This window comes from uncultured Salegentibacter sp. (assembly GCF_963972535.1).
GTDB lineage: Bacteria > Bacteroidota > Bacteroidia > Flavobacteriales > Flavobacteriaceae > Salegentibacter.
The window spans coordinates 1-13,309 of sequence record NZ_CAXAVR010000075.1 but is presented as its reverse complement, the minus strand read 5'-3'; the positions used below and the strand labels follow the sequence as shown (position 1 = coordinate 13,309).

The following is a 13,309-nucleotide window of genomic DNA, read 5'->3' as shown; positions in this document are numbered from 1 at the left end:
ACAAACTGAAACTTATGATGAAGAATCCCTTCACATGAGACAGTTGCTTAAAACTAAGTTGGTAGATATGGATCTTTCAGTAAGAGCTTTAAATTGCTTAAAAGCGGCTGAAGTTGATACTTTAGGAGACCTTGTTTCTTACAATAAAAACGACTTGATGAAGTTTAGAAACTTCGGAAAGAAATCTTTGACAGAGCTTGAAGAACTGGTAAGTAACAAAGGACTTAACTTTGGTATGGACCTTTCAAAATACAAATTAGATAAGGACTAATATATAAGTAGTTTTCCATAAAAGCCGGCAAAAGATCGCGCTTTGGGAAAATGAATTAAGAACAAAACAATGAGACACGGAAAGAAAACAAACCATTTAGGTAGAAAGACCGCTCACAGGAAGTCTATGCTAGCCAATATGGCCTGCTCTCTTATAGAGCACAAGAGAATCAATACCACCGTAGCTAAAGCAAAAGCTTTAAAAGTTTTTGTAGAGCCTTTGGTAACTAAGTCTAAAGAAGATACTACTCACAATCGTAGATTGGTATTCAGTAAACTTCGTCAAAAAGAAGCTGTAGCCGAATTGTTTCGTGAGGTAGCTCCTAAAGTTGGTGACCGCCCGGGTGGATACACAAGGGTAATTAAATTAGGTAACCGTCTTGGAGATAATGCCGATATGGCCCTTATCGAGTTAGTTGATTACAACGAAACTTATAAACTTGGTAAAACAGAGAAGAAGAAATCTACACGTAGAGCGGGTAGAAAGAAATCTACTGAAGCTACTCCAAATGCTCCAAAGGCAGAAGGAAAAACAGAAGAGAAATCTTCAGAAAATAAAGAAGACAAAAAAGAGGAATAGAAATGAATCTTTTAAAGTTCTAATTTTTAAAAAGGATAAACTCTCAGGGTTTATCCTTTTTTTATATATTAAAGTGAAATAGTCATTTCCGCGAAGGCGGAAATCTAAAGAGTAAAAAAAAATTTCCGTAGCTGCGGAAACCCCAGCAACACAACAAATAAAGCAAAATGAAATATCAAACCCGAAAAAAAGCGATTATCCTACTGGAAGACGGTACTATCTTTCACGGTAAGGCTGTTGGAGACAAAGATGGTAAGGCCGTTGGTGAAGTTTGTTTTAACACCGGTATGACAGGTTACCAGGAAATCTTTACAGATCCTTCTTATTATGGCCAGCTTATGGTTACCACCAATGCCCACATTGGGAATTATGGAACTTTAGCCGAAGAAAGTGAATCTGATAAAGCTAAGATTTCCGGACTTATCTGTAAGAACTTCAGTTACACCCATTCCCGCCCGGCCGCCGATTCTTCCCTGCAGGAGTTTTTAGACGACAGTAATCTTTTCGCAATTTCAGATGTAGATACTCGGGCCCTGGTAACTTATATTCGGGAAAATGGCGCAATGAATGCTATTATTTCTACCGATGTAGATAATATTGAAGGTCTTAAAAAAGAGCTTGCCGAGGTACCAGATATGAATGGTTTGGAACTAGCTTCTAAGGTTTCTACCAAAGAACCGTATTACTTCGGAAATGAAAATGCGACTTACAAAATAGCCGCCTTAGATGTAGGTATTAAAAAGAATATTCTTCGCAATTTTGATCAACGGGATGTGTATGTAAAAGTTTTTCCATACAACGCTACCTACGAAGAAATGAGTGAATGGAATCCTGATGGTTATTTTCTTTCTAATGGTCCCGGAGATCCTGCGCCTTTAAATAGCGCTATCAACCTTACAAAGACCATTATAGAAAAAGATCATCCGCTGTTTGGAATTTGTTTGGGTCACCAAATTATTGCAATTGCCAATGGTATAAAAACCTATAAGATGCATCACGGTCACCGCGGAATAAACCATCCTGTGAAAAATCTTAAAACCGGAAAAGGAGAAATCACTTCTCAAAACCACGGTTTCTCGGTAGATAAAGCAGAAACTGCAGCAAATAAAGAAGTTGAAATCACTCATATTTGCTTAAACGACGATACTGTTGGTGGAATCGCGATGAAAAATAAAAACTGTTTTTCGGTACAATATCATCCGGAAGCAAGTCCTGGGCCGCACGATGCCAGCTATTTATTTGATGAATTTATGGATCGAATAAAGAGAGAGAAAGCTTAAATATATTTTATAAAATTTGAAGAAAAAGCCCAAAATTTAAAGATTTTGGGCTATTCTTTTCTGAAAAGTGAATTTATTCTAAATTGCGACCTTAAAATCATCAAAAATTCATCAATGAAAAAATTATTACTACTCAGCTTTTGTCTTTTCTCATTTCTATTCATTAATGCACAAGACCAGGCTTCGGTTGAAGACGGACTTTTGTCAATAAACATCTTAACACCTGGTTTAGAATACGAATACGGCCTTACAAATTCTACTACGATTGATTTAAGAGCGGGCTCAGGTATTGCTTTTCGTACCGGTTCATCGGGAGATTTTTTTGGTGTTTTCCCGGTCTTTTCTGCTCAATATCGTTATTATTATAATTTTAAAAATAGAATAGAAAAGAATAAAACAGTAAAAAATAATAGCGCCAATTATATAGCACTAAGTGGTAACCTCCAATCGGGAAAACCAATTATTGGGAATATTGAATATGCTGCAGATTATTTTGGAGTTTTAGGACCGGTTTGGGGTTTGCAGCGTTTCTATGGCAGCGGTTTTAAATTAGACCTAAATTTAGGAGCTGGATATGGTTTTGATGAATTGGGTGATTCATATTTTTCACCAATCATAGGAATTAGACTTGGATGGCTTCTTTCAAACTAATTTTCAGCAGAAGATGCATTTATGCAGTCAGCTTCAACTTCTACCATAGGTTTGGGATTTAGATTTTATTACAATCCTTTTGCTTCAGAAAATGACTAAAATTATGTTTTTAAATAATTTCAGCATTTAAAATATTCTGAATTTTATAAAAATGCTATTCTATTTCGGTTTTCGGTAAATTCATAAAAAATCTTACTATTTCCTGAGATTCTTTTAAACACTTTCTTTTAGAAAACCATTTCGTGTTTCCATAATGTTATAAATGCTTTAAAACTACCTGTTTCCCTCGATTTTTTAGGCTTCAATTTGTATCTTGCATTCAAATCAATTAACTAATTAAAAAAGATTATGAGTGTAATAATAAATATTCACGCCCGTCAGATTTTTGACTCAAGAGGAAATCCAACCGTAGAAGTAGATGTTTTAACCGAGAATGGAATTTTAGGAAGAGCAGCAGTGCCTTCTGGAGCTTCTACCGGGGAGCACGAAGCTGTAGAACTTCGTGATGGTGGCGATGATTATATGGGCAAAGGGGTAACCAAAGCCGTAGAAAATGTAAATGATGTAATTGCTGAAGAATTATTGGGTTATTCTGTTTTTGAACAAAACCTAATTGATAAGGCGATGATTGAAATAGATGGAACGCCAAATAAAGCGAAACTTGGTGCGAATGCAATTTTAGGTGTTTCGCTTGCTGTGGCCAAAGCTGCGGCTAACGAACTTGGTTTACCGTTGTACCGTTACATTGGCGGTGTTAGTGCCAATACGCTTCCGGTACCAATGATGAATATTATTAATGGTGGTTCACATAGTGATGCGCCAATCGCTTTTCAGGAATTTATGATTATGCCTGTAAAAGCCGAAAGCTTTTCTCACGCTCTAAAAATGGGAACTGAGATCTTCCACCATCTTAAAAAAGTGCTACACGATCGTGGTTTAAGTACTGCTGTTGGTGATGAAGGTGGATTTGCTCCAACTTTAGACGGGACAGAAGATGCTTTAGATACTATTCTTAAGGCAATAGAAAATGCGGGTTACAAAGGTGGCGACGAAGTGATGATCGCTCTGGATTGTGCCGCAGCCGAATTCTATGAAAATGGAAAATACGATTATAAGAAATTTGAAGGTGAAGGCGGAAAAATAAGATCTAGCGAAGAACAGGCAGAATACCTTGCCGAACTTTCTTCTAAATATCCTATTATTTCTATTGAAGATGGAATGGATGAAAACGACTGGGATGGTTGGAAAGCCTTAACCGATAAGATTGGAGATAAAGTTCAGTTGGTTGGTGATGATCTTTTTGTAACTAACGTAGAAAGACTTTCTAGAGGAATTGAAGAAGGAATTGCAAATTCAATCCTTATTAAAGTAAACCAAATTGGTACCTTAACTGAAACTATTGCAGCAGTAAATATGGCGCACAACGCCGGCTTTACTTCAGTAATGTCACACCGTTCTGGAGAGACGGAAGATAATACTATTGCCGATCTTGCTGTAGCTTTAAATACCGGCCAAATTAAGACCGGTTCAGCTTCAAGAAGTGACCGTATGGCAAAATACAACCAGTTAATTAGAATTGAAGAAGAATTGGGTGAAGTAGCCTATTTCCCGAAGCGTAAAGCTTTTAAAATCTAATTACAGGATTCTAATAAAAATCAAATCCCTTTTGAAGAAATTTCAAAAGGGATTTTTTTTTGAGATAATTCAGCAAAAAACCTTTCAAAATCCCGTGTTTCAGTGAAAATCTTATCGCTGCTTAACGCAAAATTAACAGTAGATTTCTTAAATTAGCAACTCTCGAAAAAATAGTTGAATCAAGTATATAAAATTAAGATATGTCAAAAGTTGCGACGATTGAAATAGATGGGAAAAAATACGAATTTCCCGTTGTAGAAGGAACTGAAAACGAACTGGGAATAGATATTAAGAAACTGCGAACTGAAGCAGGTGTTATTACCCTGGATCGTGGTTATAAAAATACAGGAAGTTGTGAGAGTGCCATTACTTTTCTTAACGGCGAAGAAGGTATTTTAAGATACCGCGGCTACTCTATAGAAGCCCTGGCAGAAAAAGCAGATTTTCTTGAAGTAGCTTACCTTCTTATTTTTGGGGAATTACCAACAAAAACCCAATTAGATAAGTTTTATGCTGATATTAAAGAGGAGTCTACGGTAGATGAAGAGATGAAGAAGATCCTTGATGGTTTTCCAAAATCGGCTCACCCAATGGGCGTTCTTTCATCTTTAACCAGTGCTCTTATTGCATTTAACCCTTCTTCAGTAAATGTAGATTCTGAAGAAGATATGTATAAGGCTATAGTAAAAATTCTTGGTAAATTCCCGGTTCTTGCGGCCTGGACACTTAGAAAGAAAAATAGTCTTCCGCTAAATTACGGTGACGACTCTCTTGGGTATGTGGAGAACCTTCATAAAATGATGTTCGAAAAACCTGGAAAGAGTTACAAAGTAGACAAAGAGGTTATTGATGCTTTAGATAAATTATTGATTCTGCACGCAGATCATGAACAAAACTGTTCTACCTCTACGGTAAGAATGGTAGGTTCTTCTCACGCAGGGCTTTTTGCTTCAATTTCAGCAGGAATTTCTGCCCTTTGGGGGCCACTTCACGGTGGTGCAAACCAGGCGGTGATAGAAATGCTGGAAAGAATTAAAGAAGATGGTGGCGATACCAAGAAATTTATGGCAAAAGCTAAAGACAAGGAAGATCCTTTCCGTCTAATGGGCTTTGGTCACCGTGTTTATAAAAACTTTGATCCTCGAGCTAAGATTATCAAGAAATCTGCCGATGAAGTTCTTGCCCAACTGGGTGTAGACGATCCTGTTTTAGATATCGCCAAAGGTCTTGAAAAAGAAGCTTTAGAAGATCAATATTTTGTAGATAGAAAATTATATCCAAACGTAGATTTCTATTCAGGAATTATTTACCGTGCATTGGGAATTCCGGTAGAAATGTTTACTGTAATGTTTGCACTTGGTAGACTTCCGGGATGGATTGCGCAGTGGAGAGAAATGAGGTTAATGAAAGAACCAATTGGCCGTCCACGCCAAATTTACACCGGTGCAAACCTGCGTGAATTTAAAGAGGTTGAGAAAAGATAAGAATATCTTACATATATTAATAAATTCGGAAAAAGCTTCATCATCGTATGAAGCTTTTTCTATATTTGGTGAAAATTTGACTTGTGAAATTAAATGTGAATAATGAAACTTCCCGTCTTAAGGCGGTGGTTTTAGGTACAGCAGAAAGCAATGGGCCAGTACCTTCTTTAGAAGAAGCATACGATCCAAAATCAGCCGAATTCATCAGGATGGGTTCCTACCCCGAAGAGGAGGATATGATAGAGGAAATGGAAGCCGTTGCCAAAATACTGGAGAAGTACAAAGTGCAGGTTTTTAGACCAAAAGTCATAAAAGATTATAACCAGATTTTTACCCGGGATATCGCTTTTGTAATAGAAGATAAATTTATAAAATCTAATATTTTACCTGATAGAGAACAGGAAATTGAAGCTATTAGCCACGTGATTCAGCAAATAGATCCTTCAAAAATACTCCAGTTGCCCGAAGAAGCGCATATAGAAGGTGGCGATGTTATGCCTTTAGGTGATTACATTTTGGTAGGAACTTACCGTGGTGCAGATTATAAAGATTATATCACGGCGCGAACCAATGTGCAGGCGGTAGAAGCTTTGCAGGAGTTATTTCCGCATAAAAAAGTGGTTTCTTTCAACTTAAGGAAGTCAAATACAGAACCTCGTGATAATGCTTTGCATTTAGATTGCTGTTTTCAGCCTGTAGGTAAAGGCAAGGCTATAATTCATAGAAATGGTTTTCTCGAGGAAGATGAATATAACTGGTTAGTAAATCTCTTCGGAAAGGAGAATGTTTTTGAAATTTCCCGCGATGAAATGTATTATATGAATTCTAATATATTTTCTATTGATGAAGATGTCGTGATTTCAGAAAAGAATTTTACAAGATTAAATGCCTGGTTAAGAGAGCAGGGCATTACTGTAGAAGAAGTGCCTTATGCTGAAATTTCTAAGCAGGAAGGGCTTTTGCGTTGTTCAACTTTACCGTTAATTAGAGAATAGAATTATGAGACAAATTACAGATACAATTTTAATGGTGCGCCCGGTGGCGTTTAGAATGAACGAGCAAACCGCGGTAAACAACTATTTTCAAAAAGATCTTACTGCCGATAATGTAAATGAACGTGCCCAGGCAGAATTTGATGAATTTGCTTCAAAACTTAAAAAAGTTGGAGTAAATGTAATTGTGGTAGACGATAAGCAGGAAGATGATACACCAGATTCTATTTTTCCTAATAACTGGGTTTCTTTTCACGAAAATGGACACATCGCTCTATACCCTATGTTTGCTGAAAACCGGAGGAAAGAGCGCCGAATGGAGTATTTTGCGAAATTGGAAGAAAACGGTTTTAAGATTACCCAACTAGTAGATTACACTTCGGCTGAAGAACACGATTTGTTCCTTGAAGGTACCGGTAGCCTTTTGTTAGATAGACAAAACCAAAAAGCTTATTGTGCTCTATCACCCCGGGCCGATGAAGATCTTCTAATTGAATTTTGCGAAGATTTTGAATTTACACCCGTGATATTCAACGCCAATCAAAGTGTTGGAGGTAAAAGAAAGGCTATTTATCACACTAATGTAATGATGTGCCTGGCAGAAAACTTTGCGGTAATTTGCCTGGATACCATAGACGATGCTAAAGAGCGTAAAAATGTACTGAAACATTTAAAAAATGACGGCAAGGAAGTAATTACAATTACTGAAGCTCAAATGCACGAATTTGCAGGAAATATGTTACAGGTTCAGGGTACATTTGATAAAAAATACCTGGTAATGAGTGCTCGTGCTCATAAAAGTCTTAATCCAGATCAAATTAGCAAGATTGAAAAGCATTGCGAAATTTTAAGCAGTGATCTTGATGTGATTGAAACCTGCGGTGGCGGCAGCGCTCGTTGTATGATGGCTGAAGTTTTTTTACCGAAAGCTTAGTTTTTAATCGTCATCCTGAACTTGTTTCAGAGCCTGCTCCGAAATTTATTCGGAGATCTAAGATGTTGAAAATACAAAAATGTTAGAAGCTGAACCAAGTTCAGCTTGACGAAGCTAAGAACCTAATGCTTCTTAAATAACTCCCTTAAAAACAAGACCATTATCCCGGCGGTAAAAAAAGCAAAGGGCAGGGAACTTATGATTAAAAACTTCTGCATGGCGGTGAGTACATCGCTATTAGGTTTTATATTTCCCAGCAGAATAATTGCTTCTGAAAAAAGAAGGATCAAAACCGCCCAGATTAACCGGAATTTTTTCCTCGGGTGTTCTTTTCCTTTATCGCTAAACATACTCAATACATAAATAGCCGAATCTACAGAGGTTACCAAAAAACTAACCAGTAAAATTATCGTCACGATATTCGTAAAATCTGATAACGGAAAGGCTTCGAAAAAACGAAATAAAGAAGTAAATACATTATCAAATTCACCGCTGTAAGAATCCATATTTTCAATAAGATCAAAAGAAACAGAACCAAAGACGCTAAACCAGAAAAAACTTCCCAGAGAAGGAATTAGCAAAACTCCCAAAATCATTTCTCTGATACTTCTACCTTTTGAAATTCTGGCAATAAAAATCCCGGTGAAAGGTGCCCAGGCTAGCCAAAACGCCCAATAATAATAAGTCCAGTCGGTTAGAAAATCTTTTCCTGGATTATATTTTCCCAGTGCTAAACTTAGGGGAACAAAATCTATAATGTAGCTGTAAAATGATTCAAAAAACTGACTGAAAACATTTAATATATCAACCTGGAAAAACACGAAAAACATTAAAATAACGGTTACATAAATATTCCAGTTTGAAATTCGTTTTATCCCTTTTTTAATTCCGGCGAAAGCCGAAATAAAGGCCAGGAGACAAACTATAAAAACCAGCAGAATTGTAATCGATAAGGTTCCGGCGGGTGTTGAAGTAAGATGACTAATGCCACCTTCAATTTGAGTGGTTCCTAAACCAATTGCAGCTACCAGGCCAAAAACCGTAGTTAGAATAGTGAGTAGGTTTATACCTTGCGGCAAATAATTTATCGTTTTAAGCTGGGGTAAGCTGCTGCCTAAAAGAATATCAGATTTTCTTACAAAAAGAGCGTAGGCGATGAGTAATGCGAAAATTCCATAAAACGCCCAGGCAGTAAAACCCCATTGATAGAATGTATATTCTAAAGCGATTACTTGAGAAGAAGAACTCGTTTCTATAGGCGAATTTAAAAACATAAACACCGGTTCCTGTACTGCTCTTAGTAAAATACCGGCGCCCATTCCTGCACTATATAACATGGCAATCCAGGATAGTCGGTCAAATTCCGGCGGGGAATTTCCTAATCTTATTTTTCCAAACCTTGAAAAAGCGATAAAAATGAGGAAGAATACGCACAACAATCCCAGCCATAGATAAAATCTACCGAAATACTCCCGCACCCAAAGCGAACCGGTTTCTATTAATTCATAGAAAAATTCAGTAAAGAAAAAGATAAAAAGCGCAAGAAAAAACAGAATCCCAGAAGCGATATAAAGTAGTGGATTTCTTAGAAAAGCTTGAAAAAGTTGCTTCAAAATTTATTGCTTTTCAGGTTATAATTAATTCTTCAACAGGCAGTTTTTCAAATTTAAACATTTCAGAAAGAATCAGGCTATTTGTTTTTTGGGTTCGCCTTTGGCAATTTTATTCAGCATTCCTTCAAAAATAAAATAGTGAAAGGGATACATAGCATACCAATATAATCGGCCCCAAATACCTTTAGGTCTAAATGTGGCGGTTTGATGAAGTACGTTTTCTTTGTCAATACAAAACTCTAACCAGGCCTCGCCGGGAACTTTCATTTCGGCAAAAAGTAAGAGTCTTTTTTCCTCTTTATCGGCTAAAAGTACACGCCAAAAATCTAAAGAATCGCCTGAGGCAATTTTATTAGGGTGTGTTCTTCCGCGGCGTAAACCAACTCCGCCAAAAAGCTTATCTATATAACCACGAAATTTCCATAACCAGTTTCCGTAATACCAACCATTTAGTCCGCCAATAGCCCAAATGCGTTCCAGCACTTCTTCGGGATTTTCCACTTTGGCGGCTTGTTTATCCTGGAGACATCCATATTTTGGTACCTGTATGTATTTATTTAATTCTTTACGAAAACGGCCGCTGCTTAACGAGTCTTTCCAACTGGAAATAACCTGGTTTTGTTCAATTTTATAGAAGGCCAGTTCAATAGCTTCGGTATAAGAAATGGGTTCAATATTGAGTATTTCCTGTAAACGAGTGTCGTTGGTAATTACTTCAACCCGCATACTATCTACCAGGTTTTGTGCAAGTTTGTAAGAGGTTGAGGTTACAAAATAAAGCCAGTAGGACGATAGTTTTGGAGATATTACCGGAACACTTAAAATCCATAATTTAAGTTTTCTCACTTCGGCATATTTCAACATCATTTCCTTGTAAGTGAGCACATCTGGACCACCAGCATCAAAAGATTTATTATAGCATTCTTCTTTTCCAATAACGCCGGTTAGAAATTTAATAATATCCCGAATAGAAATTGGCTGGCATTTAGTATCTACCCAGCTTGGGGTGATCATTACCGGTAATTTTTCACATAAATCTCTTATAATTTCAAACGAAGAGCTACCTGAACCTACAATAATTGCTGCCCGTAAAACGGTAAGATTAAAATCTCCTTTATAAAGAATTTCTTCTACTTTTTTTCTTGATTTTAAATGTTTGGATAGTTCTTCTTCGTTTATAATTCCGCTTAAATAAATTACCTGCTTCACCGAGGTGCCAGCCATAATTTTATTAAAATTTTCTGCGGCCTGGGATTCCTGGGTGTCAAAATTATCTGTAGAACCACTCATAGAATGAATAAGATAATAAGCTACATCAATATTTTTTATTTTTTCAGGAGCTTCTTCATCTTTTAAAAAATCCAGTTCTACGATCTCTACTTTTTCCAGTAATTCTTCGTTAGAGGTAAAGCGGTTTTTATTTCTAACCGCACAAATTACTTCGTGCCCTTTTTCAAGAAGTTCGGGGAGCATACGCATCCCAATATAACCGTTCGCACCCGTTAGAAGAATTCTCATAGAAAGATTTTAAGCTTAAAGTACCAATTAAATTAGTACTTTTCATTTTGATTAGTAAAACTTTATAAAATGAATAACGTCCTGAAAATAGTGCTTTTAGTAATTGGTGTTGGAATGATTGCTTATGGGTTATACCGGTTAATTACACCAGAATTCGCTCTTGATGCCGGACCTCTTCAAATTGAAGCTCACGGCGATAATACGCAATCTTACGCTATGATAGGTTTTGGTGTTTTGGCTCTTATAGGTGGCCTCGCTTTTGGGAAACGCTAAACAAACCTAAAGATCACCTATTTGGGTAAGTGCGTTATCGGCTTTATAATCCAAAATCTTTTTAAAATATTTATGTATTGCAGGTGTATCGGCCTTTACCTTAATTTTAGAATGATCCCTATAAATAGAATATTCTTCAGCTTTGCCCTTATAAAGATGAAGTTTATAATAAGGAATAACCAGCGCGTAGGTTTCCAGTAAAGACCTAAACATCACGATAATTCCGTTGGGCCGCATTTCAACATTACAGGTATTGGTATTATTATCCAGCACCAGGAGATTGTGAATATCAATACTGGTATCGGTAATATGCAGTTTTGGCGATCCTGTGCCGTTTAATTTCATTCGCGCAAGCAGCGTAAAAGGCTTGCCAACTTCCTTATCAATTTTCTCTTTGGTTTTACTGCGGTTATAAGAGATATTTAATAACATAGCTTTTTGTTTAAAGATAAGTAAATTACTTCGGGACATGCTCATGAAGTATTAAGAAAAAATAATTTACAATTTCGAGACAGGTCTCGGTGCATTTAATCTCGATTATCGAGTAAATTATAGGCAAAAGCCTATTTTCTGTTATCTTTGCAGGGCTTAAAACAACAAATAAAAGTAAAAAATGAAACTCCAAAGTACCCTTGCTACCCACGTAAAAGATGCTGTTAAAAAGCTCTATGATGTTGAAATTGATAATTTAGAATTTCAGCCTACGCGTAAGGATTTTGAAGGAGATATCACTTTGGTGACTTTCCCAATGCTGAAAACGCTCAAAACCAATCCTGTGAAATTGGGTGAGGAAATTGGAAATTATTTAACTGAAAATGTTGCTGAAGTTTCCGGATTTAATGTGGTTAAAGGCTTTTTGAACATTGTTTTAAGCGATGCCTATTTTCTCGATTTTTTCAGTGAAATGAAAGATAGAAAAGATTTTGGGATACTTCCCGCTGCTGAAGATGCTAAAGGAATTATGGTTGAATATTCTTCGCCAAATACCAATAAACCATTGCATTTAGGGCATATTAGAAATATTCTTTTAGGATTTTCTGTTGCCGAAATTTTAAGTGCTGCCGGAAATAAAGCTTATAAAACCCAGATCATCAACGATCGTGGGATTCATATTTGTAAATCTATGTTGGCCTGGGAACGTTTCGGAAATGGAGAAACTCCACAATCTGCTGGCATAAAAGGAGATAAACTGGTAGGGAATTACTATGTAAAGTTTGACCAGGAATACAAAAAGGAAATTTCCGAATTAATGGAGACCAAAGGAATTTCTGAAGAAGCCGCAAAAGCTGAAGCTCCAATTTTAGTGGAAGCCAAGCAAATGTTGCTAAAATGGGAAGCCGGCGATCCTGAAGTGGTTGCGCTTTGGGAGAAAATGAATCAATGGGTGTATGATGGTTTTGAGAAAACCTACGATGCTTTAGGTGTAGATTTCGATAAAAATTATTACGAAAGTGATACTTATCTTTTAGGTAAAGATGTAGTGAACCAGGGACTCGAAAAAGGTGTTTTCTATAAAAAAGAAGACGGTAGTGTTTGGATAGATCTCACCGATGAAGGCCTGGATGAAAAAATCGTTTTACGAAGCGATGGTACCGCTGTTTATATGACGCAGGATATTGGTACTGCTATTCAGCGGGTAAAGGATTTTGATATTAGCGGGATGGTTTATACCGTAGGTAACGAACAGGATTACCACTTTAAAGTGCTATTTTTAATTCTGAAGAAACTCGGTTTCGACTGGGCAGATTACCTGTATCATTTAAGCTACGGAATGGTGGATTTGCCTAGCGGAAAAATGAAAAGTAGGGAAGGAACCGTTGTTGATGCCGATGATCTTATTGCTGAAATGACCGAAACTGCCAGAAATATTTCTGAAGAACTAGGGAAATTAGACGGTTATACCGAAGTTGAAAAAGAAGAGCTCTACAGAATGATTGGGTTGGGAGCTTTGAAATATTATATTTTAAAAGTAGATCCTAAAAAACGAATTTTATTTAATCCTGAAGAATCTGTAGATTTCCAGGGGAATACCGGTCCGTTTATTCAATATACTTACGCGAGAATTCAATCTATAATCAG

The 13,309-nt window shown here is 36.7% G+C and carries 13 protein-coding genes; 10 read left to right on the top strand and 3 right to left on the bottom strand.

Annotated elements, in window-relative coordinates; genetic code table 11:
• The 8 genes from AACZ30_RS09720 to AACZ30_RS09685 form a co-directional block, all read left to right on the top strand.
• Window positions 1-271, top strand: a 271-nt coding sequence (locus AACZ30_RS09720; protein WP_339649074.1) for a DNA-directed RNA polymerase subunit alpha C-terminal domain-containing protein, incomplete at its 5' end; no start/stop codon positions are given.
• Between the two features lie 69 nt (window positions 272-340).
• Window positions 341-850, top strand: a complete 510-nt coding sequence (gene rplQ / locus AACZ30_RS09715; protein ID WP_075324935.1) for a 50S ribosomal protein L17 — start codon at window positions 341-343, stop codon at window positions 848-850.
• A gap of 167 nt (window positions 851-1,017) precedes the next feature.
• Entirely contained in the window at window positions 1,018-2,130 is a 1,113-nt protein-coding gene (gene carA, locus AACZ30_RS09710) for a glutamine-hydrolyzing carbamoyl-phosphate synthase small subunit (protein ID WP_339649073.1), read from the top strand.
• 114 nt (window positions 2,131-2,244) lie between these two features.
• Complete coding sequence (locus tag AACZ30_RS09705; protein WP_339649072.1) at window positions 2,245-2,781, top strand: hypothetical protein; 537 nt, start codon at window positions 2,245-2,247, stop codon at window positions 2,779-2,781.
• Between the two features lie 348 nt (window positions 2,782-3,129).
• Entirely contained in the window at window positions 3,130-4,416 is a 1,287-nt protein-coding gene (eno, locus tag AACZ30_RS09700; RefSeq protein WP_208222896.1) for a phosphopyruvate hydratase, read from the top strand.
• A 200-nt stretch (window positions 4,417-4,616) separates the two neighbouring features.
• Complete coding sequence (locus tag AACZ30_RS09695; RefSeq protein WP_339649070.1) at window positions 4,617-5,900, top strand: citrate synthase; 1,284 nt, start codon at window positions 4,617-4,619, stop codon at window positions 5,898-5,900.
• A gap of 83 nt (window positions 5,901-5,983) precedes the next feature.
• Window positions 5,984-6,895, top strand: a complete 912-nt coding sequence (locus AACZ30_RS09690; RefSeq protein ID WP_339649069.1) for an arginine deiminase family protein — start codon at window positions 5,984-5,986, stop codon at window positions 6,893-6,895.
• 4 nt (window positions 6,896-6,899) lie between these two features.
• Window positions 6,900-7,826: an arginine deiminase-related protein gene (locus tag AACZ30_RS09685; protein ID WP_339649068.1), complete on the top strand. Its 927-nt coding sequence runs from the start codon at window positions 6,900-6,902 to the stop codon at window positions 7,824-7,826.
• Between the two features lie 122 nt (window positions 7,827-7,948).
• Here the strand turns inward: AACZ30_RS09685 and AACZ30_RS09680 are convergent, their stop codons facing one another.
• Together AACZ30_RS09680 and AACZ30_RS09675 are read right to left on the bottom strand one after the other, a co-directional pair.
• Window positions 7,949-9,439 carry a BCCT family transporter gene (locus AACZ30_RS09680; RefSeq protein WP_339649067.1) on the bottom strand — a complete coding sequence of 497 codons (1,491 nt, stop codon included), beginning with the start codon at window positions 9,437-9,439 and terminating at the stop codon, window positions 7,949-7,951.
• Window positions 9,440-9,511: 72 nt separating this feature from the next.
• Window positions 9,512-10,957 (bottom strand): SDR family oxidoreductase, encoded by a 1,446-nt coding sequence (locus tag AACZ30_RS09675; RefSeq protein ID WP_339649066.1) that lies wholly within the window; start codon window positions 10,955-10,957, stop codon window positions 9,512-9,514.
• A gap of 69 nt (window positions 10,958-11,026) precedes the next feature.
• Between AACZ30_RS09675 and AACZ30_RS09670 the strand changes: the two genes are divergently transcribed.
• On the top strand, window positions 11,027-11,230 hold the full coding sequence (locus AACZ30_RS09670; protein WP_339649064.1) for a hypothetical protein: 204 nt from the start codon (window positions 11,027-11,029) through the stop codon (window positions 11,228-11,230).
• A 6-nt stretch (window positions 11,231-11,236) separates the two neighbouring features.
• Here the strand turns inward: AACZ30_RS09670 and AACZ30_RS09665 are convergent, their stop codons facing one another.
• Window positions 11,237-11,662 carry a hypothetical protein gene (locus AACZ30_RS09665; RefSeq protein WP_339649062.1) on the bottom strand — a complete coding sequence of 142 codons (426 nt, stop codon included), beginning with the start codon at window positions 11,660-11,662 and terminating at the stop codon, window positions 11,237-11,239.
• A gap of 181 nt (window positions 11,663-11,843) precedes the next feature.
• On the opposite strand from AACZ30_RS09665, the gene argS reads away from it, so the two are divergent.
• The coding region (gene argS, locus AACZ30_RS09660; protein ID WP_339649061.1) for an arginine--tRNA ligase at window positions 11,844-13,309 on the top strand (1,466 nt) is incomplete at its 3' end.